23 protein-coding genes are annotated in these 22,689 nt (G+C 65.4%); 9 read left to right on the top strand and 14 right to left on the bottom strand.

The features are described 5' to 3' along the window. Positions 1-171: 171 nt before the first annotated feature. The 11 genes from ECTPHS_RS14765 to bioH all read right to left on the bottom strand — a co-directional run bounded on the left by ECTPHS_RS14765 (position 172) and on the right by bioH (position 10,472). Positions 172-327 (bottom strand): hypothetical protein, encoded by a 156-nt coding sequence (locus ECTPHS_RS14765; RefSeq protein WP_008931906.1) that lies wholly within the window; start codon positions 325-327, stop codon positions 172-174. Further along, positions 327-524, bottom strand: a complete 198-nt coding sequence (ccoS, locus tag ECTPHS_RS06485) for a cbb3-type cytochrome oxidase assembly protein CcoS (RefSeq protein ID WP_008931905.1) — start codon at positions 522-524, stop codon at positions 327-329. Before ccoS ends, ECTPHS_RS14765 begins: the two co-directional genes overlap by 1 nt. Next, positions 524-3,013 (bottom strand): heavy metal translocating P-type ATPase, encoded by a 2,490-nt coding sequence (locus tag ECTPHS_RS06480; RefSeq protein ID WP_008931904.1) that lies wholly within the window; start codon positions 3,011-3,013, stop codon positions 524-526. Before ECTPHS_RS06480 ends, ccoS begins: the two co-directional genes overlap by 1 nt. Beyond that, a complete protein-coding gene (locus ECTPHS_RS06475) occupies positions 3,010-3,837 on the bottom strand; it encodes a FixH family protein (protein WP_008931903.1) in 828 nt (275 codons plus the stop codon). The genes ECTPHS_RS06480 and ECTPHS_RS06475 overlap by 4 nt, the downstream gene beginning before the upstream one ends. Before the next feature lie 21 nt (positions 3,838-3,858). Then, positions 3,859-5,253: a cytochrome c oxidase accessory protein CcoG gene (ccoG, locus tag ECTPHS_RS06470; protein WP_008931902.1), complete on the bottom strand. Its 1,395-nt coding sequence runs from the start codon at positions 5,251-5,253 to the stop codon at positions 3,859-3,861. 18 nt (positions 5,254-5,271) lie between these two features. After that, entirely contained in the window at positions 5,272-6,216 is a 945-nt protein-coding gene (ccoP, locus tag ECTPHS_RS06465; RefSeq protein ID WP_008931901.1) for a cytochrome-c oxidase, cbb3-type subunit III, read from the bottom strand. Beyond that, entirely contained in the window at positions 6,216-6,410 is a 195-nt protein-coding gene (locus ECTPHS_RS06460) for a cbb3-type cytochrome c oxidase subunit 3 (protein ID WP_008931900.1), read from the bottom strand. The genes ccoP and ECTPHS_RS06460 overlap by 1 nt, the downstream gene beginning before the upstream one ends. A 15-nt stretch (positions 6,411-6,425) precedes the next feature. Then, a complete protein-coding gene (gene ccoO / locus ECTPHS_RS06455; RefSeq protein WP_008931899.1) occupies positions 6,426-7,160 on the bottom strand; it encodes a cytochrome-c oxidase, cbb3-type subunit II in 735 nt (244 codons plus the stop codon). Positions 7,161-7,178: 18 nt separating this feature from the next. Further along, positions 7,179-8,675 (bottom strand): cytochrome-c oxidase, cbb3-type subunit I, encoded by a 1,497-nt coding sequence (gene ccoN / locus ECTPHS_RS06450; RefSeq protein WP_008931898.1) that lies wholly within the window; start codon positions 8,673-8,675, stop codon positions 7,179-7,181. A gap of 164 nt (positions 8,676-8,839) precedes the next feature. Further along, entirely contained in the window at positions 8,840-9,706 is an 867-nt protein-coding gene (gene bioC, locus ECTPHS_RS06445) for a malonyl-ACP O-methyltransferase BioC (RefSeq protein ID WP_008931897.1), read from the bottom strand. Next, a complete protein-coding gene (gene bioH / locus ECTPHS_RS06440; protein ID WP_246828328.1) occupies positions 9,699-10,472 on the bottom strand; it encodes a pimeloyl-ACP methyl ester esterase BioH in 774 nt (257 codons plus the stop codon). The genes bioC and bioH overlap by 8 nt, the downstream gene beginning before the upstream one ends. 166 nt (positions 10,473-10,638) lie before the next feature. Between bioH and plsY the strand changes: the two genes are divergently transcribed. Further along, positions 10,639-11,238 (top strand): glycerol-3-phosphate 1-O-acyltransferase PlsY, encoded by a 600-nt coding sequence (gene plsY / locus ECTPHS_RS06435; RefSeq protein WP_008931895.1) that lies wholly within the window; start codon positions 10,639-10,641, stop codon positions 11,236-11,238. A gap of 62 nt (positions 11,239-11,300) precedes the next feature. Here plsY and tsaD read toward each other — a convergent pair whose 3' ends face one another. Next, positions 11,301-12,314, bottom strand: coding sequence for a tRNA (adenosine(37)-N6)-threonylcarbamoyltransferase complex transferase subunit TsaD (gene tsaD, locus ECTPHS_RS06430; protein ID WP_040405354.1), 1,014 nt, complete (start codon positions 12,312-12,314; stop codon positions 11,301-11,303). A gap of 155 nt (positions 12,315-12,469) precedes the next feature. On the opposite strand from tsaD, the gene rpsU reads away from it, so the two are divergent. From rpsU to hemE, 3 genes are all read left to right on the top strand, one after another. Next, positions 12,470-12,685 (top strand): 30S ribosomal protein S21, encoded by a 216-nt coding sequence (gene rpsU / locus ECTPHS_RS06425; protein ID WP_008931893.1) that lies wholly within the window; start codon positions 12,470-12,472, stop codon positions 12,683-12,685. 14 nt (positions 12,686-12,699) lie between these two features. Continuing rightward, positions 12,700-13,152 carry a GatB/YqeY domain-containing protein gene (locus ECTPHS_RS06420; RefSeq protein ID WP_040405339.1) on the top strand — a complete coding sequence of 151 codons (453 nt, stop codon included), beginning with the start codon at positions 12,700-12,702 and terminating at the stop codon, positions 13,150-13,152. A 127-nt stretch (positions 13,153-13,279) separates the two neighbouring features. Further along, entirely contained in the window at positions 13,280-14,347 is a 1,068-nt protein-coding gene (gene hemE / locus ECTPHS_RS06415; RefSeq protein WP_008931891.1) for a uroporphyrinogen decarboxylase, read from the top strand. A 29-nt stretch (positions 14,348-14,376) separates the two neighbouring features. Here the strand turns inward: hemE and ECTPHS_RS06410 are convergent, their stop codons facing one another. Together ECTPHS_RS06410 and ECTPHS_RS06405 are read right to left on the bottom strand one after the other, a co-directional pair. Next, the gene (locus ECTPHS_RS06410) at positions 14,377-14,970 is read right to left on the bottom strand and encodes a hypothetical protein (RefSeq protein WP_008931890.1); all 594 of its coding nucleotides are present in this window, start codon (positions 14,968-14,970) and stop codon (positions 14,377-14,379) included. Positions 14,971-14,989: 19 nt separating this feature from the next. Then, a complete protein-coding gene (locus ECTPHS_RS06405) occupies positions 14,990-17,347 on the bottom strand; it encodes a penicillin-binding protein 1A (RefSeq protein WP_008931889.1) in 2,358 nt (785 codons plus the stop codon). 186 nt (positions 17,348-17,533) lie between these two features. On the opposite strand from ECTPHS_RS06405, the gene ECTPHS_RS06400 reads away from it, so the two are divergent. The 5 genes from ECTPHS_RS06400 to pilQ are packed head-to-tail and all read left to right on the top strand — an operon-like array spanning position 17,534 to position 22,476. After that, the gene (locus tag ECTPHS_RS06400; protein ID WP_008931888.1) at positions 17,534-18,595 is read left to right on the top strand and encodes a pilus assembly protein PilM; all 1,062 of its coding nucleotides are present in this window, start codon (positions 17,534-17,536) and stop codon (positions 18,593-18,595) included. Then, complete coding sequence (locus tag ECTPHS_RS06395; RefSeq protein WP_008931887.1) at positions 18,595-19,164, top strand: PilN domain-containing protein; 570 nt, start codon at positions 18,595-18,597, stop codon at positions 19,162-19,164. Before ECTPHS_RS06400 ends, ECTPHS_RS06395 begins: the two co-directional genes overlap by 1 nt. Beyond that, positions 19,161-19,763 carry a type 4a pilus biogenesis protein PilO gene (locus ECTPHS_RS06390; RefSeq protein ID WP_008931886.1) on the top strand — a complete coding sequence of 201 codons (603 nt, stop codon included), beginning with the start codon at positions 19,161-19,163 and terminating at the stop codon, positions 19,761-19,763. Before ECTPHS_RS06395 ends, ECTPHS_RS06390 begins: the two co-directional genes overlap by 4 nt. Continuing rightward, on the top strand, positions 19,756-20,307 hold the full coding sequence (locus ECTPHS_RS06385; protein ID WP_008931885.1) for a pilus assembly protein PilP: 552 nt from the start codon (positions 19,756-19,758) through the stop codon (positions 20,305-20,307). Before ECTPHS_RS06390 ends, ECTPHS_RS06385 begins: the two co-directional genes overlap by 8 nt. 18 nt (positions 20,308-20,325) lie before the next feature. Next, on the top strand, positions 20,326-22,476 hold the full coding sequence (pilQ, locus tag ECTPHS_RS06380; protein ID WP_008931884.1) for a type IV pilus secretin PilQ: 2,151 nt from the start codon (positions 20,326-20,328) through the stop codon (positions 22,474-22,476). Positions 22,477-22,689: the final 213 nt, after the last annotated feature.

The raw sequence follows: 22,689 nt of genomic DNA, 5'->3' as shown, positions 1-22,689 counted from the left end.
CCAATTCCAAGCGGAATGCTGCGAGTTTAGCACTCGCGAAGTTGGAGTGCTAACCATGCTGGAGAGTTCCCCCTCACCCCAACCCCTCTCCCGCAAGGGGAGAGGGGCTTTCCTACTCCCTTCTCCCTCGGGGAGAAGGGCCGGGGATGAGGGGGAAGCCCAAGCCCCGGCTCAACGCCCAAACAGAATCACGGACAGAAAACTCAGCCAGGACACCACCACCAGCGCCACAATGAACGTCATGGCCCCGTTCTCAAAACTGAACATGGGGTGATTCAGCACCGGCAGACGCCGCAGCGCCCGCCCCCACTCGATCAACTTATTCATCACTCACCCTCCCCGGAACCGGGTCTGTCATCCCGACGACGGCGCGGAATCCGCGGATCATCGTCATCCATGAGGATCCGGTGTGCCGGACCCTCCATGTCGTCGTATTGCCCGGACCGTACCGTCCACAGGAACGCCACCAGGGCCAGGCCGAGAAAAATCATCCCCAAGGGGATCAGAATGTAGAGCATCTCCATCAGCGTGAATCCCGTAACCGTAGTGCATTCACCACCACCAGCAGCGAACTCAGGGACATCCCCAAGGCCGCCAGCCAGGGCGTGAGCAGGCCCGCCGCCGCCACCGGCAGTGCCAGGGCGTTGTAGCCGATGGCCCAGCGGATGTTCTGCCGGATCACGGCCACCGTCTCCCGGGCCTTGTCCAGACCGGCCGGCAGCACCCCGGGCTGATCCCGATACAGGATCATGTCCGCCCCCGACTGGGCCAACTGGGTCCCGCCCGCCATGGCCACCGATACATGGGCCTTGGACAGCACCGGGGCATCATTGACGCCGTCCCCCACCATGGCCACCGTCCGGCCCGCCGACTGCAACGCCTCCAGGGCCGTCAGCTTGTCCGCCGGGGACAGCCCACCCCGGGCATCCTCAATCCCCAGTTGCCGGGCAAGAAAGGACACCGCCGCCGGGGCATCCCCGGAGAACAGGTGCACGGTGATGCCCCGTGCCTTGAGTCCCGCCACGGCTTCCAGGGCGTCCGGGCGGGTGCGGTCCTCCAGCACGAAGGCCGCCAGCAGGCCCTGGTCGTCGCCCAGCACCACATGCCCCCCATGGGGCCATTGTTCGGCCAGACGCGCCAGACGCGGGTCAGCCTGGGTATCGGGGCCGAGTTCACGGACAAAATCCGGCGCGCCGATGCGCAGCCGACGGCCCCGGATCACCCCTTCCATGCCCCGGCCGGGATGGGCACGGACCTCCCTGGCGGCCTCCACCGAAGACGGACCGCCGCTTGATCCGACCCGCTGAAACACCCGCCCCACCGGATGCTCGGAACCGGCCTCCAGGATGCGGGCATATTCCAGGCAACCGGCTTCATCCACCTCCCCCAGCACCGCCACCTTCCGCAGGCTCAGGCGCCCCTCGGTCAGGGTCCCGGTCTTGTCGAACACCACATCCGTGATCCCGGCCAGGTGTTCCAGGGCCTGACCCCGGGCCGTCAGCAGGCCGCGGCCGGTCAACGCCCCGGTGGCCGCCGTGATCGCCGCCGGGGTGGCCAGGGCCAGGGCGCACGGACAGCTCACCACCAGCATGGTCACCATCACCCAGAAGGCGCGAGCCGGATCCACCCACAACCACCACACCAGGCCCGTCACCAGAGTCAGCAACAGGACCGCCGCCACGAACCCACCCGTACCCCGTTCCGCCAGCAGGGCCATGGGGGGCTTTTCCGTCTGCGCCCGCGCCAGCAGGCGCTGGATGGACGAGAGCACCGTATCCTGACCCACCTTGGCCACCCGCATCACCAGGGGGCTTTCCACATTCACCGTGCCGCCCACCAGGGCATCCCCCGTCGCCCGGCGTCGGGGCAGGCTCTCGCCGGTGAGCAGGGATTCGTCCACGCTGGAGGTTCCCGAAAGCACCACCCCGTCCGCCGGCACCGGTGCCCCGGGCCGGATCCGCACCCGGTCTCCGGGCAGCAGCTCGGTCACCGGCACCTCCTCGTCCCCGTCGTCCCCGACGCGCGTGGCCACCGCCGGCAACAGTCGCCCCAGGGATTCGGTGGCCTGACCCGCCCGCTGGCGGGCCGCCATCTCCAGATAGCGGCCGGTGAGCAGGAAGAACACGAACATGGTCACCGACTCGAAATACACATGCTCCGGATGACCGGTCACCGTGGCCCAGACACTGGCGAAAAAGGTGGAGCCGATGGCCAGGGCCACCGGCACGTCCATTCCCAGGCGTCGCCGGCGCAGGTCCCGCCAGGCGGACACAAAGAAACCGGCACCGGCATAGAACACCACCGGTGCCGCCACCAGCATGGCCACCCAGCGCAGGAACTGCATCATGTCTTCCTGGCCGGGCACCCCATGGCCCAGCCACAGGGCCACGGCGATCATCATCACCTGCATCATCCCCAGGCCCGCCACCGCCAGACGCCGCAAGGCCCGATCCCGCTCCTTGCGAAAGACCGCCTCCTGGCGCCCGGGATCGAACGGATGGGCCCGGTAACCGATCTCCGTGATGGCCCGAAGGATGGCACTGAGGCTGATCCGGCTCTGATCCCATCGCACCCGGGCGCGATGGGTGGAATAGTTCACGGCAAAGGACACCACCCCCGGCAAGGCCTGCACATGGCGTTCGCTCAGCCAGACGCAGGCGGCACAGACAATGCCCTCCAGCATCAGCGAGGCCTCCCGCAAATTCCCCGGCGTCACATGCACAAAACTGCGCTGTACCTGCTCGCTGTCGTAGAGGGCCAGGGCATCCAGGGCCGCGGCGGGATCCGGCGGGGCGCCGGCCTTTTCCGTGCGATGGCGGTAATAATCCCCCAGACCCGCATCAATGATGGCCGCCGCCACTGCCCGGCAACCGGGGCAGCAGAAGCCCCGGATCTCGCCGTCCACGGTCAGGCTGAAATCGCTGCCAGCGGGCACCGGCAGGCCGCAATGAAAGCAGTCCCGGGCCTCCCCCGGGGCGTCGGCTTCCAGGGCGGATTGCAGGACCGCGTTCACCCTTCACGCACCGAGGTCACGCCGCGCTGTTCGTGCAGGTTTTCCCCTTGGCGGACCTGCAAAAGCAGATCCCAGCGGCCGGGGGCGGGAAAACGCAACTGGGCCTGATACAGGCCGGGACCGATCTCGGTCATCTGAAACGGCTGATCCAGGCGTTCATCGGAGGGGCGCATGAACTCCCCCATCACCTGGGCCCGGCTGATCGGGGCGCCGGTACGGTCCGTGACCTTCACCTGAAAGATGCTGTCCTTGTCCAGACGCGGGGCCTCCAGCCAGCCCTGACGCACCTGCCAGCCCCGCTCGGCCTGAATCCGGGCCTGTTCCATGTATTTCTGGGCCAGGGCCTGGTTCTTGTGGGAGATGTGGGCGGCGGTGCCGGGAAAGAACGATGTCACCTGTTCGGCGCCGCTACGGGGTTCCGGCAGGAGCCGTCCCACCATGCCGCTGGGCATGCCCTGGTGAGCCAGGGTCACGAGGATGCCGTTGACGGTGGCGATGACCAGGAAGAAGCCGACGATGGTGGCGGGTGCCCAGTGGATGCGCAGCCGACCGGCCTGCCGGCCGTCACGGACCTTCTGGTTTTCCAGCTGGGACATGATGATGCCCAGGCCATAGGGGGTGATCACGTAGAGGGCCAGATGGATGGCGAAGACATCGGCGCCGGGCCAGAACACAATGGAGACGGGGATGAACACCAGCAGCACCGCCGCCAGCACCGTGAGGGACACCTGATAGGCCCGCAGCCGGGTGAAGCGGTAGAGGATGAAGAACAGCACCATGGCGGCACCGACGCCAAGACCCAGGCTGAGGACGAGTGAATCCATGATCGTGTCTCCGGTTAAAACCTATCTCAGTATGAACTGCGACCCCACCACTACCGGGTCCAGACCCTCCGGCATCACCGGCACCAGCTCGAACACCAGCGCCTGCCGGCGCGCCGCCCCCGGCGGGGCCTGATAACGCACCCGGGCCAGCAACGTGGTCCGATGCTCCGGCATCAGCGTCACCCGTTCGATCCGGCCCATGTCCAGCACCGCCCCGTCCAGCCCCGACACCCGTACCTCCAGGGTCATGGGATATTGGGTCTTGTTGTTCACCTTGATCTCGTAACTGTTCTGGATCGAGCCGTCCGACAGACGCACGAACAGCGGCTGACGGACCTGACTCACCGAAGCGTCCAGCGGCGCCTGATGGGCCACCCCCCACGCCAGCAGCAGGGTGATCAGCAACAGCGGCACCCCGTAACCCAGGGTCTTGGGCTTGAACAGACGGGTCCGCTGGCCCGCCAGGGCATGCTCGGAGGTGTACCGCACCAACCCCCGGGGCCATTTGAGACGATCCATCACCGCATCACAGGCATCCACGCACAGGGCGCAGTGGATGCACTGATACTGCAGGCCATCCCGGATATCGATCCCCACCGGACACACCTGCACACAGTAATCACAGTCGATGCAGTCACCCACCCCGCCCTCCCTGCGCGCGGCAAGGTCACGGCCACCGTCCCGCAACGTGGCCCGACCCGCGGTGCCCTCCCCTCGATCCCGGTCATAGGAAATGATGAGGGTGTCCCGGTCGAACATCACGCTCTGGAACCGGGCATAGGGACACATGTAAGTGCACACCTGCTCCCGGAGCACCCCGGCCAGCAGCCAGGTGGTCAGGGTGAGCAACCCGGTGGTCGCATAGGCGGCAAAGGGGGCCTGCCCGGTGAAAAAGGCCGCTGCCAGGGCGGGCGCGTCGGCCCAATACAGGGTGAAGGTCAGCCCGGTGAGAAAGGCCACCCCCAGCCAGACCGCGTGGGTTGCCCCCTTTTTCAGGAGTCGCCCCGCCGTCCAGCCCGACCGGTCCAGACGCATCCGCGCCCCCCGGTCACCCTGGATGGCCCGCTCGATGGCCATGAACACGTCGGTCCACAGGGTCTGGAAACAGAAATAGCCGCAGAACACCCGTCCCGCCAGCCCGGTGACCATGAACAGCAACAGGGCCAGGATGATGAGCACCGCGGCCAGCCAGAAGATGTCCTGGGGATGCACCAGCAGATCGAAGAGGTAGAAACGTCGGCCGGGGATGTCGAACAGCACCGCCTGGTCAGGCCCGAATGCCCGTTCCCAGCGGAGCCAGGGCAACAGGAAGAACACCCCGTAGGCCAGGGCCAGAACGGCCCATTTCAGGTTGCGAAAACGACCCTTGACACTGCGGGGATAGATGGGAATACGGGCCTGGTATTGCTCGGACATTGCATCTCCATACCGCGTTTAAAGCCCCCCGCCCAACTGATGCACATAGGTGGCCAGCACCCGGATCTCCGCCGGGGACAGGCGATCACCAAAGGCGGGCATCTCCCGCTGTACCCCGCGCAGGATCAGATCCCGGACCAGGGCCTGACGCTCGGCATGGCTTTGCGCGCCCGTCACATCGATGTTCTGCCAGATGTCGTTGGTCAGATTCGGCGCCCCCAGGGACTTGAGACCCAGGCCCTCGCGGCCATGACAGGCATAACAACCACCCTCGTAACCCTGGAAGATGGTCCCGCCCAGGGATACCTGTTCCGGATCTCCGCCCTCGTGCCCGGCCAGACTCAGCACATAGGCAGCCACCGCGTCGGCCTGCTGGTCATCGAAGGTTTCACGATAAGGAGGCATGTAGCCCATCCGCCCCCGGGTGATGGTCTGTTCGATGGCCTGGATGGTCCCGCCCCAGTGCCAGTTGTCGTCCGCCAGGTTCGGATACAGACCGATGATGCCCGCCCCGCCGGTCTGATGGCAGGCGGCACAGAAGTCACCGAAGATCCCCCGGGCATAGGAATTCACGAACGCCAGCATGTCCGTATCGGACAGCACCGTGTCATGGTCGGCCTCGGCGATCACCTGCAGGAACTCCCGCTGGCGTACCGCCGCGTCACCGGTCTGCATCTCCCGCAACAGCAGGGCTCGACTGTTCCAGTGACTGCGCTGGGGCTCACCCTCCACCTCGTAGTTGATCCAGGCAATCCCCTTGGTATATGTGCCGGCGATGGGCCAGGCGGGATACAGCAGCCAGTAGATCAGGGAAAACACCACCGTGGCATAGAAGCTCCACAGCCACCAGCGGGGCAAGGGATTGTTGTACTCGCGCAGGTCACCGTCCCAGACATGTCCGGTGGTCTCCACTTCCCCCGGCTTGCCGGGGGCCGACTGCTGCTCGTGTCCGGGCTCGTTCATCAGTGTTTCCCGTCTTGGTGCTTTTGATCCGGCTCATCGTCGTCAAAGGGAATGAACCGGTAGGACTCCAGCCGCTCCGATCGCTTGCGGCTGGAAAACAGATAAATCAGGATGCCGACGAAGGTGCTGAAGAACAGCAGCAGGGCCACCATCTTGCTGTTATTGAGATCCGTGATCCAATACCAGAGATCCATAAGAACTCCCGAAAACTACCTGAATTCCACGAAGTACCCTTCGTCATACTGGGTGAAGTCCACCAGGGTTCCCAACATCTGCAGATAGGCCACCATGGCATCCATCTCCGTGATCCGGGAAGGGTCCCCGTCATAGTTGCCGCGACGGGCCTGGGCCTCCAGATTCTCCCGGGCGCGGTTAATGTCCAGCTGCCGGGCCGTTTCCTCGCCGAAGCGCTCCACGTTGGCGGCGAACTCCTCCTCGGTCAGGGAATACGGCACCCCGGCGATGCGCAGGGCGCGCATGCGCCGTTCGATGTCGTCATAGCGCAGATCCCGGCGCGCCAGCCACGGATACCCGGGCATGATGGATTCGGGCACCACGGCACGGGGTTCGATCAGATGGCGCACATGCCAGTCGTTGGAATACTTGCCCCCCACCCGGGCCAGGTCCGGGCCGGTGCGCTTGGAGCCCCACTGGAAGGGATGGTCATACATGGACTCCGCCGCCAGGGAGTAATGCCCGTAACGCAGCATCTCGTCCCGGAACGGACGGATCATCTGGGAGTGACAGGTGTAACAGCCTTCACGCACATAGAGATCCCGGCCCCGCAGCTCCAGCGGCGTGTAGGGACGCACCCCTTCCACCTCCTCCACGGTATCGTCGATGTAGAACAGGGGCACGATCTCCACCAGCCCCCCGATGCTGATCACCACCAGGGTCAACGCGATCAGCAGGCCGGCATTGGTTTCTATGGTTTCATGTTTCATGACTGTGCAGCTCCCCCGTCAGGCCCGCGAGGCGGATGCCGTCGTTTCGGTACGGCCGGACGCGACCTGCCGGGCCGCCTCCCGCCTGACCGGCTCGATGGTCTTGTAGATGTTGTATGCCATCAGCAGCATCCCGGCCAGGAAGAGCCCGCCACCCAGGGCACGGACCACATAGGGCTGATGGAGAAACACCACCGTCTCGATGAAGGTGTAGGAGAGGTTGCCGTACTCATCAAAGGCCCGCAGCATCAGGCCCTGCCCGATCCCCGCCACCCACATGGCAACGATGTAGAGCACGATGCCGATGGTGGCCAGGAAGAAGTGCACGTAGACCAGACGAATACTGTAGAGCTGGGTATCCCACAGCCGCGGAATCAGGTGATACAGGGAGCCGAAGGTGATCATGGCCACCCAGCCCAGGGCACCGGAATGCACATGGCCCACGGTCCAGTCGGTGTAATGGGACAGGGCATTCACGCTCTTGAGGGACATCATCGGCCCCTCGAAGGTGGCCATGCCGTAGAACGACAGGGAGGTGATCATGAACAGCATGATGGGGTCGGTGCGCAGTTTGTGCCAGGCCCCGGAAAGGGTCATGATGCCGTTGATCATCCCGCCCCAGGAGGGCAACAGCAGCAGGATGGAGAAGGTGGCCGCCAGGGTGGAAACCCAGTCCGGCAGGGCCGTCCAGTGCAGGTGGTGCGCCCCCACCCACATGTACAGGAACACCAGGGCCCAGAAGTGGACGATGGACAGCCGATAGGAATAGATGGGCCTGCCCGCCTGCTTGGGTACGAAGTAGTACATCATCCCCAGGAAGGCGGCAGTGAGGAAGAAGCCCACCGCGTTATGGCCGTACCACCACTGGGTCATGGCGTCCTGCACCCCGGAGAACAGGGAATAGGACTCCAGGCTGAACAGGCTCACCGGGATCGCCAGGTTGTTGAAGATATGCAGGATGGCGGTGGCCAGGATGAAGGCCATGAAGAACCAGTTGGCCACATAGATATGGGGTTGGGACCGGCGCAGCAGGGTCATCAGGTAGACCAGGAAATAGGCCACCCAGACCACGGTGATGAGCAGGTCGATCTGCCAGGTGAACTCGGCGTACTCCCGTCCCTGGGTGTAGCCCAGCATGTAGGTGATCACCCCCAGCGCCACCGCCAGGTTCCAGCCCCAGAAGGTGAATTCCGCCAGTTTCGGCCCGTAGAGCCGGGCCTGGCAGGTTCGCTGCACGATGTAGTAGGACGTGGCGAAAAGGGCGTTGCCGCCGAAGCCGAAGATCACCAGGGTGGTATGCACCGGCCGGAAGCGGCCGAAGGTGATCTGCGGGATGTCGAAGTTCAGGAAGGGAAAGGCGAGCTGCGAGGCGATCCAGACCCCCACCCCCATGCCAAGCACGCCCCAGACGATGGACATGATGGCGAATTTCTTGACGATGTCGTAGTTGTACTGCTCGGAGGGCGCGACCTGAGTACGACTGCGGTCGACGTCGGCGGAGGGGGTCTGTGCCATGGCGAGATCTCTGGGTCTTCCCTTTTTTACTAAAGGGTATAGACCGTTCCCTGGAATTTTGCGAACCCGGCAATCGTCGGTCGCGCGCTCTTAATATCTGATTATAACCCAAGGAATTGAAGGGTTCGAGTCAACGAAATTGATAGGGGCAACAGAAAGATTGATCAGCTCCGGGCAATCGGGATCACCCCCCGCTCAGGCAGAGGACTGGGCGCCGGTGTCGCCGTCACCCAGGCATGCCCGTAAATCACCTCATAGGTCGCTGGCAACACACCCTCGGCATTCCGGAACGACTCATAGGCCGCCTCCGCCGCCCGCAACCGTGACGGCGTGGTCAGTCCCCGCCCCCGCCCCAGCAGGGCATTGGTGGCCCCGATCGCCTGCAGATCCCGCATCAGACGCCCCATCCGGGGATACGTCACCGTGATCCGCTCCACGTCCATCACCGGGTCCGCAAATCCGGCCCGCACCAGGGCATCCCCCACGTCATGCATGTCCAGAAAGGCATTCACATGGGCATGACCGTCCACCGCCTCCCAGGCCGAACGCAATTCATGCAGGGTATCCGGCCCCAGGGTCGTGAACATCAGCAGCCCGCCGGGAGCCAGCACCCGTCGGAATCCGGCAAACGTCCGGTCCAGATCATTGCACCACTGGATCGTCAGACTGGAAAAAATCAGATCAAAACCGGCATCGGCAAACGGCAGCGCCTCCACATCCGCACACACCAGCCCCGGCTTGCGCCACCAGCCGCCCCCCTTGCCCGCCTGCCGCAACATGGACGGCGACAGATCCAGCCCCACCGCCCGCGCGCCGCGATACCGTCGACGCAGCCCGCGCAGCCCCTGCCCCGTGCCCGTGCCCGCATCCAGCACCCGCGCCGGCTGCAGCCGGATCCACGCCAACCGCTCCAGCAACCGGCTGCAGACCTCCTTCTGCAACACCGCCGCCTCGTCATAGGATGAGGCGGCCCGGTCGAAGGTAGCGCGTACCCGCTGCTTGTCCACGCGGTATCGGGAGAGATCAGTCATGCAGGAAACTCCGGAGAACGGCCTCGAATTCGACCGGTCGGGACAGGAACGGGGCATGGCCGGCGCCCTTGATCACGGCAGTGCCCATGGCCGGCCGCAGCGCCTTGAACGACGTCTCGGCGGCGGCGGGCACCAGGGTATCGTACTCGCCGAACACGGCATGCACCGGACATGGCAGGGCGGCCAGGGTCGGGCGCAGATCCATGTCCCGCAACAGTCCCAGCCCCTCGGTCAGGGCCTCGGGCGTGGGCGGGCTGTCCAGCAGACGGCCACGCAGGGTCTTCAATGCCGCCTGGGCATCGGGCAGACCATGGAACTGCAGGGACAGGAAGCGGTTCAGTGTCACCCGGTACTGAGCGGCCAGGCCCTGGGCAAAGGCATCCAGCACCGGCAGGCGCATGGCATGGGGCCAGTCCGGAGCCTGCACGAAGCGCGGCGTGCCGGCCACCAGGATGACCCGGTGAACCCGTTGCGGATGGCGCGCCGCGGCCTGCAAGGCCACCAGGGCACCCAGGGACCAGCCCACCAGGGTGGACCCGGAAATCGGCAGGGTGGCGGCCAGGCGATCCGCCAGGGTATCCAGATCCCCCAGTCGGGTCTCATCGGTGGCGGCGCCATGGCCGGGCAGATCCACGCGGTGGACCTGGAAATCATCGGCCAGGGCGCGGGCCAGATCCTCCCAGACCCCGGCATTGAGACCCCAGCCGTGGATCAGGGTCAGGCTCGGGCCATCGCCCTGAGAACAAGCCTTCAAAGCAGCAGTCACTCAAAGCCCTCCGGGCCAGTACATGTCTTTATTCAAATTGATCCTCCCCCCTCACCCCAGCCCCTCTCCCACAAAGGAGAGGGGCTTTAAGGCATGTTCTCGGTTATCATGCGCGGCAAACCCAACCGCCCGACCGACCACCCGGCCGGCGAGGATACGCCACCCCATGCTGCTGCCCATCATACTGACCATCGCCGCCTACCTGATCGGCTCCATCTCCACCGCCATCATCACCTGCAAGCTGCTGGGCCTTCCCGACCCCCGCACCCAGGGCTCGGGCAACCCCGGCGCCACCAACGTCCTGCGCTCCGGCGGCAAAAAAGCGGCCATCATCACCCTGGCGGGAGATCTTCTCAAGGGCCTGATCCCGGTATTGATCGCCCAGGCCCTGGGGCTGGAAGGTCTTGCCCTGGCACTGGTGGCCCTGGCCGCCTTCCTCGGCCACCTGTTCCCGGTGTTCCACCAATTCAAGGGCGGCAAGGGCGTGGCCACTGGCCTGGGTGTCCTGCTGGGCCTGCACTGGGCCGTGGGCCTCTGCACCCTGGTCACCTGGCTGCTGGCCGCCGCCATCACCCGTACCTCCTCCATCGGTGCCCTGGCCGCGGCCACCTCGGCCCCCATCTGGGTGGCGCTGATCATGGGAGATGCCTGGGTCACCATCGCGGCCTGCTTCATGATGGCCTTCATTTACGTGCGGCACGCCAGCAACATCCGCCGCATCATGAACAAGACGGAACCCAGAATCGGGCAGAAAAAGCAGCCCTAGGCCCGACGAAACCTCCCCGGCCCGAGGGGCCGGGGACCGCTCCCACGGCGCGACCGAAGGTGCTACACCGGCGCCAGCTCGTCAATGCTCCACCGGGCCCGGGCCGGAATCTCCAGCCCGCACTGGGCCCCGGCGGCCAGGCGCAAGGCCCCGGCCAGGGCGATCATCGCCCCGTTGTCGGTACAGAACTCAATACGCGGATAGAACACCTGCCCGCCCTCCTCGGCCGCCATTTCCGCCAGCGCCGCCCGCAGACGACGATTGGCCCCCACCCCGCCGGCCACCACCAGGCGCCGCGCCCCCACCGCCTGCATCGCCCGCCGACACTTGATCACCAGGGTATCCACCACCGCATCCTCGAATGCCCTCGCCACATCCGCATCCAACCGGGCATCCCGGGAACCGTCCCGCAGCGTGGTCAGCGCCCGCGTCTTCAGACCGGAAAAACTGAACGCCAACCCCGGCCGATCCGTCATCGGCCGCGGGAAACGAAACCGCCCCGGGTCTCCCTGCTCCGCCAGCCGCGCCAGCGCGGGACCACCCGGGTACCCCAGCCCCAGCAACTTGGCCGTCTTGTCGAAGGCCTCGCCCGCCGCATCATCCAGACTTTCCCCCAGAATCCGGTATCGGCCCAGCCCCTGTACATCCACCAGCATCGTGTGCCCACCGGACACCAGCAAGGCCACAAACGGAAACGCCGGCGCGGGTTCCTCCAGCAGGGGCGCCAGCAGATGTCCCTCCATGTGATGAACGGCCACCGCCGGCACGCCCCAGCCCCAGGCCATGCTGCGGGCCACCGACGCCCCCACCAGCAGCGCCCCCAAAAGCCCCGGCCCGGCGGTGAACGCCACCCCGTCCAGGTCATCGCCGCTCACCCCGGCCTCCCCCATCACCTGACGCACCAGCGGCAGCACCCGGCGCACATGGTCACGGGAGGCCAGTTCCGGCACCACCCCGCCATACTCCGCATGCAGGGCCACCTGACTGTGCAGGGCATGGGCCAGCAGCCCCCGGCGGGTGTCATACACCGCCACCCCGGTCTCATCGCAGGAGGTCTCGATCCCCAGGACACACAGGGCGTTTTCGGCATCAACAGACTTTTTCAGGCTCATTTCACTCACGGGGCTTTGGTTTTTGGTCCGCACCATCCTATAATGCGTGATTCTCCGCCGGAGGTGGAGTAGCTGTGCCCCTGAACCTGTGAACTGAATTGACGGACGGTGACGATTTTATGCCCCACGTGCGAGTAAAAGAGAACGAACCCTTCGAGGTCGCCCTGCGCCGCTTCAAGCGCACCTGCGAAAAGGCCGGTGTACTGACCGAAGTGCGCCGCCGCGAGTTCTATGAAAAGCCCACGGAAGTGCGCAAGCGCAAGGCTGCTGCTGCCGTGAAGCGTCAGATGAAGCGCCTCTCGAAGGAAATCAGCCGCCGCGAGCGTCTGTACTAAGTCCTCTACGCGCCATGACGACCTCCTCGCTCAAGTCCCGGATCACCGAGGACATGAAGGCCGCCATGCGCAGCGGCGACAAGTCCCGTCTGGGTACGGTGCGTCTGATCCTGGCTGCCATCAAGCAGATGGAAGTGGACAGCCGCACCGAACTCGACGACGCCCAGATTCTGGCGGTGCTGGACAAGATGGTGAAGCAACGCCGCGAATCCATCAGCCAGTACCAACAGGCCGGCCGTGACGACCTGGCCCAAGTGGAGCAGGCGGAACTGGAAGTGATCCAGGCCTACCTGCCCCAGGCCCTGACGGACGATGAAATCCGGCAGATGATTGACGCTGCACTGGCCGAATCCGGTGCCGAATCGGTCCGGGACATGGGCAAGGTCATGAACCTGCTCAAGCCCCGCATGCAGGGCCGCGCCGACATGGCGGCGGTCAGCGGAATGGTCAAAACCCGCCTGTCCTGACCCGCCAAGGACCGGCACATCGGCCGTTTTCATGACCTGGCCCCGGTTAAACACCCCGCCATCCATATACGTACACGGACAACCCTTCGTATAATCGGGGGTTTAACCCCATGTGTATCGAGAACTCATGAGCCAACTGAAAAACGACCGACTCCTGCGGGCCCTGCTGCGCGAACCCGTGGACACGACCCCCATCTGGATCATGCGCCAGGCCGGCCGCTACCTGCCGGAATACCGCGCCACCCGGGCCAAGGCCGGCAGTTTCATGAATCTGTGCGAAAACCCGGAACTGGCCTGCGAAGTCACCATGCAGCCGCTGGATCGCTTCCCCCTGGATGCCGCCATCCTGTTCTCCGACATCCTCACCATTCCGGACGCCATGGGCCTGGGCCTGTACTTCTCCGAGGGTGAAGGCCCCCGCTTCGAGCGCCCGGTACAGGACGCCGCCGCCATCCGCGCCCTGGGCGTGCCCGACCCGGAAGACAAGCTGCGCTACGTGATGGACGCCGTGCGCCTGATCCGCAAGGAACTGGACGGCCGCGTGCCCCTGATCGGCTTCTCCGGCAGCCCCTGGACCCTGGCCACCTACATGGTGGAAGGCGGCTCCTCCAAGGAATTCGCCCGCATCAAGGGCATGATGTATGACGACCCGGACACCCTGCACCACCTGCTGAGCGTACTGGCCGACACCGTCGTGGCCTACCTGAACGCCCAGATCGCCGCCGGCGCCCAGGCCGTGATGATCTTCGACACCTGGGGCGGCTCCCTGAGCCCGGAGAACTACCGTCTGTTCTCCCTGCAGTACATGCAGCGCATCGTCGAAGGCGTGACCCGCGAGGCCGAAGGCCGCAAGGTGCCGGTGGTGCTGTTCACCAAGGGCGGCGGTCAGTGGCTGGAAATCATGGCCGACACCGGCTGCGATGCCCTGGGTCTGGACTGGACCGTGAACATCAGCGATGCCCGCAAGCGGGTGGGTGACCGCGTGGCCCTGCAGGGCAACCTGGACCCGGCCGTGCTGTACGCCTCCCCCGACAAGGTCCGCGAAGAGGCCAAGAAGGTCCTCGCCGGCTTCGGCCACGGCAGCGGCCATGTCTTCAACCTGGGCCACGGCATCCATCCGAAGATCGATCCGGAAAACGTTGCCGCCCTGGTGGAAACGGTGCACGAGGAAGGCAAGCAGTACCACGCCGGCTGATAGGACGGGGTGAGGGGCCTCCTACCCCCTCACCCCTCCAGCATCTGCTCCACCACCTTCACCCCCGCCCGCTTCATCGGCCGCCCGTCCACCGGGCTCGGCGGCGGCTGACGGATCCCGTCCACCGGGAACACCACCACATCCACATCCACCCCTTCCGCGCCGAACTCGATGCAGGGATAAAACACATGCCCCTGCCCGCTGCGCAAACGACGCTCGTCCGCCCGCCAGGTCACCCCCCGGTCCTGCAGAAAGAAGATGACCTCCTCCGGGCTGTCCGCAAACACATGCAGGGTCAGCTCATCCCGGCCATTGACGATCCCCGCCAGCACCGGCCCCACCAGACGGGGATTGAAGGGCTCCAGCATGCGCATCGCCTTCACCGCCACCTGCCGCAGATGCCGCAACTGAACCCGTGACGCGTCATCCTCGAACAGACGCTGACGCTCCATCACCGCCTCCTCGATCTCCGCGTTCCTGGGCAGATTCCGGGTCTGACCCGCGCCCAGCCGGTCCGCCGCCTTGCGCTTGGCCAGGCGGTAATCCACCACCCCCTCGTCCAGGATGATGCGGGCCGCCTCCTCGGCGATCATCTGACGCACGCGAATATCATTAGTGGACATGACGCACCTCCCGACAGCTTCAGAAAATGCTTTCCGGCGTGTGATCGTCCGCCCTCTGGCCCGGCGCCTCCCGGGGCAACTCCGGCGGTAACTGCTCCGGCGTGAACACCTCGAAGATGGCCCGCTGGGTGCGACTGGTCACCCGGCCACCGGTTTCCGCGTCGATCCGCAGGCTCACCATGCCGGACGGCTGGGACCAGCGCCGCTGGGGCTGACCCTTGAGCGCCTCGCCCATGAAATCCACCCAGATGGGCAATGCCGTGGAACCGCCGGTCTCACGGCGCCCCAGGGACGTGTACTGGTCAAAACCCACCCAGGCGGTGCTGACGATATTGCCACCGAAACCCGCAAACCAGCCATCCCGCAGCTCGTTAGTGGTCCCGGTCTTGCCCGCCACATCCTCCCGACCCAGGGCCCGGGCACGACCGCCGGTGCCGCTTTGCACCACGTCCCGCATCATGCTGTACATCTGATAGGCGTTGGAGGCCGGAATGGTCCGCTCCGCCGGTGCCTCGCAGGGGGAGGACTCGCAGACCCGCCGGGGCACGTTGAGGAACACCACCTCGCCGGCGTCATTCTCAATCCGCTCGATGAACCAGGGCTCCACCCGATAGCCGCCGTTGGCAAACACCCCATAGGCGCGAGTCAGCTCCAGCGGCGTCACCGAACCACTGCCCAGGGCCATGGACAGCGACCGGGGATGACGGGCCGGCTCCAGCCCGAAACGGTCCAGATACCCATGCACCCGGTTCACCCCCACCTCATCCAGCAGCCGGATGGACACCAGGTTGCGGGAATGGGCCAGGGCCTCCCGCAATCGGGTCGGCCCGTAGAAACGGCCGCTGTAATTGCGCGGCCGCCACTCCCCCTGCAGGGAGACATCCTCGATCACGATGGGCGCATCATTGATCACGCTGGCCGGTGAATAGCCATGATCCAGGGCCGCCGAATAGATGAAAGGCTTGAAGGCCGAGCCGGGCTGACGCTCCGCCCGCATCGCCCGATTGAAATTGCTGCGATAGAAATCATAGCCGCCCACCAGGGCCAGCACGGCGCCGTCCCGGGCGTCCAGGGCCACCAGCGCCCCTTCCACCGCGGGCACCTGACGCAGCACCCAACGGTCCTCGGCTTCCCGCAGCAGACGCACCACATGCCCGGGACGCACCACATCCGACACCCCCCGGGGCGCCGGACCGCGCGTGGATTCATCCACATAGGGCCTGGCCCATTCCACCGCGGCGCGATTGAGCGTCACCCGCTGGCCCCGGCCCACATAGACCGTTGCCCGGTCCGCGTTCGCTTCAAGCACCACCCCCGGCCACAACTGCCCGGCCACCCGGGGATACTGCGCCAGCACCCGGTCCAGGGCCTCGTCGGTATCATGCCGCCGCAGGTCGATCTCCGCCTCCGGACCGCGATAGCCATGGCGCAGGTCATAGGCCATCAAACCCGCCCGCAGCGCCCGGCTGGCCGCCCCCTGCATGGCCGGGTCCAGCGAGGTGTACACCCGATACCCATCCGTATAGGCCGCCTCGCCGAAACGGGCCACCATTTCCAGGCGGGCCATCTCGGCCACATGGGCCGCATCCACCTGCACCACCGGGTTATGCAGCCGGGCCGTCTCCGGTGCCTGCCGGGCCGCCTCGAACGTGGGCGTATCGATGTACCCCAGCTCGTGCATGCGCCCCAGCACATAATTGCGACGGGCCACGGCACGGGTGGGGTTGGTGATGGGATTGGCCCGCGAGGGCGCCTGGGGCAGGCCCGCGATGGTGGCGATCTGAGGCAGGGTCAGGTCATGCACATCCACCCCGTAATACACCTGCGCCGCCGCACGCACCCCATAGGCCCGGTGCCCGAGGAAGATCTTGTTCAGGTACAGCTCCAGGATCTCGTCCTTGGTCAGCTCCCGCTCGATGCGAATGGCCAGAAAGATTTCCGTCAGCTTGCGGGTATAGGTCTTCTCCCGGTCCAGGAAGAAGTTACGGGCCACCTGCATGGTGATGGTACTGCCCCCCTGGGTCTTCTCGCCGGTGGCCACCAGATTGAGCGCGGCCCGGATCAGACCCACATGATCCACCCCGGGGTGGCTCTCGAAACGGTCATCCTCCGCCGCCAGGAAGGCCAGGCGCATCAACTCGGGCACATCCTCGATGGCAATCGGCTCGCGGCGCTGCTCGCCATATTCCGCCATCAACAGCCCGTCCCGGCTATATACTCTCAGGGGCACCTGAAACCGGACGTCCCGCAGGGTTTCCACCGCCGGCATCTGGGGGGCCAGATAGGCGTAGGCGGCCGCGGTGAACAGCACCCCCAGGGTGAACACGCCGAACACGGCCATCAGGCCAAACACAAGGGATTTGATCAGGAATCGCATGAAAATGCCTGCAGGCTCGACAAAACGGCCCGATATCGGGAGAAGGCAACCACTCTTCGGAAATACCGCACATCCCGGGAATGAACAGCAGGTGTTAAGGTAGTAATTCCGAAAACTTGGGTCTAGTATCGAGAAAAAACTATAAGCCAGTCCGCCCAAGTGCCGCAATGAATTGAAGGGGTCACCGTGATAGGATTCGCCCGCAAAAGCCCCACGTTGATCGGGATCGACATCAGTTCCACCTCTGTGAAGATGGTGGAACTTTCCCGCTCAGGCACCAGTTACCGGGTGGAAGGCTACAGCGTCGAACCCCTGCCCGGCAGCGCGGTAGTCGAGAAAACCATCCAGGATGTGGACGTTGTCGGCCAGGCCATCAAGGCCGCCTACCGGCGCCTGGGCAGTTCCAACAAACACTGCGCCCTGGCCGTCCCCTCCTCGGCGGTGATCACCAAGGTCATCACCATGCCCGCCAACCTCAAGGAAGACGAACTGGAAGGACAGATCCAGATCGAAGCCGACCAGTACATCCCCTTCGCCCTGGAGGAGGTCAACCTGGATTTCGAGATCATCGGCCCCGCGCCCAAGAATCCCGACCTGGTGGAAGTGCTGCTCTCCGCCTCCCGCAGCGAAAACGTGGAGATGCGGGTGGCCGCCGCCGAACTGGCGGGCCTGACCCCCAAGGTGGTGGACGTGGAAGCCTACGCCATCGAGCACGCCTACCCCCTGCTGGCCGCCCAGGCCCCGGAACTGGACCCGGACGGCCTGGCCGCCGTGATCGACGTGGGCGCCACCATGACGGCCATCACCATCCTGCACAAGCAGAAGATCATCTACACCCGGGAACAGAGCTTCGGCGGCAAGCAACTCACCGAGGAGATCATGCGCCGTTTCGGCATGTCCTACGAAGAAGCCGGCCGCAGCAAGAAGGACGGCGGCCTGCCCGACAGCTATGTCCCCGAGGTACTGGAACCCTTCAAGGACACCATGGCCCAGCAGGTTGCCCGGTTTCTGCAGTTCTTCTACGCCGCCAGCAGCCATGCCCACGTGGACCAGGTCATCCTGGCCGGCGGCTGCGCCGCCATCCCCGGCGTGGACGAGCAGATCGAATCCCGGCTGGCCACTCTCACCCGGGTGGGCAACCCCTTCAGCCAGATGAGCCTTCACCCCCGCGTCAACCCGCAGCGCCTGGGCGGTGATGCCCCGTCGCTGATGATCGCCTGCGGCCTTGCGATGAGGAGTTTCGACTGATGTCCCGCATCAACCTGCTCCCCTGGCGGGAACAACGGCGCAAGGAACAGCAAAAGGAGTTCACCGTCATCGCCGTGCTGGTGGCCCTGGCCTGCCTGGTGGTGATCTTCCTGGCCCATGTCCAGGTCAACAACCTCATCCAGCAGCAGCAACAACGCAACAACTTCCTGCAGAACGAGATCCGCATCCTGGACCGGCAGATCGCCGAGATCCAGGACCTGGAAGCCACCCGCCGCGCCCTGGTGGACCGCATGACCATCATCCAGGAACTCCAGACCAGCCGGCCGGTGGTGGTCCGACTGTTCGACGAACTGGTCAACACCCTGCCCGGCGGCACCTACCTCACCGCCGTCACCCAGCGCGGCAATAATCTGGAGATCACCGGCCGAGCCGAATCCAATGCCCGGGTCTCCGCCTACATGCGCAATCTGGAAGACTCCCCCTGGTTTGCCGATCCGGTCCTGCTGGTGATCGAAACCCGTGAAGAACGAGGCGTGCGCCTGAGCGACTTCCGCCTTACCGTCCGCCAGGCCACCCCGGGCGCCGAGGATACGGAGACCCCCCGATGAAAAAGGGCAGCTTCGATCTCAACGATCTCAACAACATCGACCTCAAGACCATCGGCTCGGCCCCCCTGCCGGCGCGCCTCCTGGTGCTCGTGATCATGGCCGCCGCCCTGATCGGGGCCGGCTACTGGTTCGACACCAAGGGCCAGATCGAGCGCCTGCGCCAGGCCGAGGCCCGGGAAACCCAGCTGCGCCAGCAGTTCGAGACCAAACAGCGCCGCGCCGCCAACCTGGACGCCTACAAGGACCAACTGGAAGAAATGCGCCGCAGTTTCGGCACCATGCTGCGCCAGCTGCCCAGCCAGACCGAAATCCCCAACCTGCTGGTGGACGTCTCCCAGACCGGCCTCGCCTCCGGCCTGGAGATCGACCTGTTCCGCCCGGAAAACGAGATCCGTCGCGGATTCTATGCGGAAAAGCCCATCCGCCTGCGCATGAAGGGCAACTACGAACAGGTGGCCGCCTTCACCAGCGGCGTCGCCGCCCTGCCTCGCATCGTCACCCTGCACGACATCAACCTGCGGCCCGAACAGGGCTCCAACCGGCTGACCATCGAGGCCACCGCCAAGACTTATCGCTACCTGGAAGGTTCCGATGGCTGATCCCAGACACCCTCAAGGCCTCGCCGGCCTGCTCGTGGCCGGCCTCCTGGCCGTCACCATGCCGGGCCTGACCGGCTGCGGCAGCGACCTGTCGGACCTGCAGCGCTATGTGGAGCAGACCAAGCAGCGCCCCGGCGGCCGTATCGAACCCATCCCCGAGATCGTGCCCCACGAAGTCTTCGCCTACCCGGGCCACGACCGCGACCCCTTCGATAGCGCCGTCATCGCCACCCGCCTGGCCGCCCCCGAAACCCGAACCCCCAGCGGTGTTTCCATCGACGTGGACCGCACCCCCGAATACCTGGAACGCTTCCCCCTGGACACCCTGCGCATGGTCGGCACCCTGGAACAGGGCGGCATGCAGTGGGCGCTGATCCGCACCCCGGAACGCACCATCCAGCGGGTGACCGAAGGCAACTACCTGGGCCAGAACCACGGCCGCATCCAGCAGATCAGCCCCAGCGGCATCGACATCACAGAAATCGTGCCGGACGGATTCGGCGGCTATATGGAGCGCAGCGGCTCCATTGCGCTCACAGAATAGGCAACGAGGAACAGACGCATGACACCGGCAACCTTGCGACGCACCCTGCCCCGGACGGCACCCGCCCCCCGGTCACCCGGGCGCCCCTTCGCCCTCCTGGTCCTGTGCCTGCTGGCCCTGTACTGGCAAGGCGCCGCCGCCCAGACCCGTGCCCTGGAGCAGATCATCTACAACACCCTGCCCGGCGACCGGCTCCAGGTCATCATGCGTTTCTCGGCGCCGCCGCCGGACCCCATGAGCTTCACCATCGACAACCCGGCCCGCATCGCCCTGGATTTCCCGGACACCCGCAACGCCCTGCCCCAGCGCAGCCAGACCATCAACATGGGCCTGACCCAGTCCGTCAACAGCGTGGAGGCCTCCGGCCGCACCCGGGTGGTGTTCAATCTGGTGCGCATGATGAGCTACGACACCCGTCTCGACGGCAACGACCTGGTGCTCACCCTGGCCCCCGGCAGCGCCCCGGTCACGGCAACCGCCCCGCCGACGGTCTCCGGCCTGCCCGGACGGATCCGGGAAGCCCCATCGCAGGCCCGCAGCATCGCCAATGTGGATTTTCGCCGCGGTCCGGAGGGTGAAGGCCGGGTCATCATCGCCCTCACCGACCCCCGCACCCCGGTGGACGTACGCGAACAGGACGGTCGCATTGAACTCTCCTTCCATCGCACCCACCTGCCGGAACAACTGGAACGGCGCCTGGACGTGACCGACTTCGCCACCCCGGTGCAGACCATCGACGCCGTGCTGGAATCCGAACGGGTGCGCATCAGCGTGGCCACCACCGGCGAGTACGACGTCCTCTCCTATCAGGCCGAAGGCAGCTACACCCTGGAGGTCAAGCCCCTCACCCGGGAAGAGCGCGAAGCCCTGGAGCGGGAACGCTTCGTCTATACCGGTGAGCGCCTGTCCCTGAACTTCCAGGACATCGAAGTGCGGTCCGTGCTGCAGCTCATCGCCGACTTCACCGACCTCAACGTGGTGGTCAGCGACACCGTGACCGGCAACATCACCCTGCGCCTGCGCAACGTGCCCTGGGACCAGGCCCTGGACATCATCCTCAAGACCAAGGGGCTGGCCCTGCGCCAGAACGGCAATGTCCTCTTCGTGGCCCCCACGGAAGAAATCGCCGCCCGCGAACGGCTGGAACTGGAATCCCAGCGTCAGGCGGCCGAACTGGCCCCGGTGCGGGCCGAATTCATCCAGGTGAACTACGCCCGGGCCGCCGACGTGGCCGGCATCATCAGCGGCGAGCAGACCCGGTTCCTGTCGGAACGGGGCAGCATCACCGTGGACTCCCGCACCAACACCCTGCTGGTACAGGACACCGCCGACAAGCTGCAGGAAATCCGTCGCCTGATCAGCACCCTGGACATCCCGGTACAGCAGGTGCTGATCGAGACCCGCATCGTGGTGGCCACCGACGACTTCGCCCGCGACCTGGGCATGCGCTTCGGCGTCACCGGCGTGCGGCAGGACGGCAACACCCTCTACAGCACCGGCGGCGGACTAGCCGCCACGGACGGCATCATCCGCGATGCCGTCAACAACCTCAACATCACCGACTCCCCCCCCAGCCTGAACGACCGGCTGAACGTGAACATGCCCGTCACCTCCCCCGCCGGCAGCATCGGCCTGTCCATCCTGCGTCCGGACGTACTGCTGGATCTGGAGCTGACGGCCCTGCAGGTGGAAGGCCGGGGCGAGATCGTCTCCACCCCCCGGGTCATCACCGCCAACGGCCAGACCGCCGTGATCAAGCAGGGTGAGCGCATCCCCTATGAGGAAGCCACCTCCTCCGGCGCCACCTCGATCCAGTTCATCGACGCGGTGCTGTCCACCGAGGTGACCCCCCAGATCACCCCCAACGGCAACATCATCCTCAACATCCGGGTGAACAAGGACAATGCCGGCACCCGGGAAGTCCGGGGCACTCCCTCCATCGAAACCCGCGAAGTGAACACCCAGGTCTTCGTCCGCAACGGCGAAACCGTGGTACTCGGCGGCATCTACGAGATCACCAGCCTGGACCAACTGCGCAAGACTCCCTTCCTGGGTGATCTGCCGATCATCGGCCAGCTCTTCAGGCAGCGCAGCCGAAGCGAGAACAAGGCGGAACTGCTGGTATTCGTGACGCCGAAGGTGGTGGAGGAGTCGACGTTGAATCGTTGACGACTGTTTTTTCGATCATTTCAGTAAGCCATGAATGGGCACGGCAAATCCGTTTAATGCCCCACATTACATAGCTGGAGTTACCGCCGATGAGATTCGGTTCTTGCAAACTTGCACTACCTCCTCTTCTGATGCTTTTCATAGCCGGTTGTAATGGTGGCGGTAGCGGCGGCGGCGGATACGTCCCCACGGGTGAAACTTATATTAACCCGG

Source organism: Ectothiorhodospira sp. PHS-1, from assembly GCF_000225005.1.
GTDB lineage: Bacteria > Pseudomonadota > Gammaproteobacteria > Ectothiorhodospirales > Ectothiorhodospiraceae > Ectothiorhodospira.
This window is presented reverse-complemented; position numbering and strand designations above follow the sequence as displayed.

Excerpts from the sequence above, each read along its gene's own strand:
- ECTPHS_RS14765 (WP_008931906.1), bottom strand. The coding sequence starts at position 327 with ATGAATAAGTTGATCGAGTGGGGGCGGGCGCTGCGGCGTCTGCCGGTG.
- ccoS (WP_008931905.1), bottom strand. The coding sequence starts at position 524 with ATGGAGATGCTCTACATTCTGATCCCCTTGGGGATGATTTTTCTCGGC.
- ECTPHS_RS06475 (WP_008931903.1), bottom strand. The coding sequence starts at position 3,837 with ATGGATTCACTCGTCCTCAGCCTGGGTCTTGGCGTCGGTGCCGCCATG.
- ccoG (WP_008931902.1), bottom strand. The coding sequence starts at position 5,253 with ATGTCCGAGCAATACCAGGCCCGTATTCCCATCTATCCCCGCAGTGTC.
- ccoP (WP_008931901.1), bottom strand. The coding sequence starts at position 6,216 with ATGAACGAGCCCGGACACGAGCAGCAGTCGGCCCCCGGCAAGCCGGGG.
- ECTPHS_RS06460 (WP_008931900.1), bottom strand. The coding sequence starts at position 6,410 with ATGGATCTCTGGTATTGGATCACGGATCTCAATAACAGCAAGATGGTG.
- ccoO (WP_008931899.1), bottom strand. The coding sequence starts at position 7,160 with ATGAAACATGAAACCATAGAAACCAATGCCGGCCTGCTGATCGCGTTG.
- ccoN (WP_008931898.1), bottom strand. The coding sequence starts at position 8,675 with ATGGCACAGACCCCCTCCGCCGACGTCGACCGCAGTCGTACTCAGGTC.
- bioC (WP_008931897.1), bottom strand. The coding sequence starts at position 9,706 with ATGACTGATCTCTCCCGATACCGCGTGGACAAGCAGCGGGTACGCGCT.
- plsY (WP_008931895.1), top strand. The coding sequence starts at position 10,639 with ATGCTGCTGCCCATCATACTGACCATCGCCGCCTACCTGATCGGCTCC.
- rpsU (WP_008931893.1), top strand. The coding sequence starts at position 12,470 with ATGCCCCACGTGCGAGTAAAAGAGAACGAACCCTTCGAGGTCGCCCTG.
- ECTPHS_RS06420 (WP_040405339.1), top strand. The coding sequence starts at position 12,700 with ATGACGACCTCCTCGCTCAAGTCCCGGATCACCGAGGACATGAAGGCC.
- hemE (WP_008931891.1), top strand. The coding sequence starts at position 13,280 with ATGAGCCAACTGAAAAACGACCGACTCCTGCGGGCCCTGCTGCGCGAA.
- ECTPHS_RS06410 (WP_008931890.1), bottom strand. The coding sequence starts at position 14,970 with ATGTCCACTAATGATATTCGCGTGCGTCAGATGATCGCCGAGGAGGCG.
- ECTPHS_RS06405 (WP_008931889.1), bottom strand. The coding sequence starts at position 17,347 with ATGCGATTCCTGATCAAATCCCTTGTGTTTGGCCTGATGGCCGTGTTC.
- ECTPHS_RS06395 (WP_008931887.1), top strand. The coding sequence starts at position 18,595 with ATGTCCCGCATCAACCTGCTCCCCTGGCGGGAACAACGGCGCAAGGAA.
- ECTPHS_RS06390 (WP_008931886.1), top strand. The coding sequence starts at position 19,161 with ATGAAAAAGGGCAGCTTCGATCTCAACGATCTCAACAACATCGACCTC.
- ECTPHS_RS06385 (WP_008931885.1), top strand. The coding sequence starts at position 19,756 with ATGGCTGATCCCAGACACCCTCAAGGCCTCGCCGGCCTGCTCGTGGCC.
- pilQ (WP_008931884.1), top strand. The coding sequence starts at position 20,326 with ATGACACCGGCAACCTTGCGACGCACCCTGCCCCGGACGGCACCCGCC.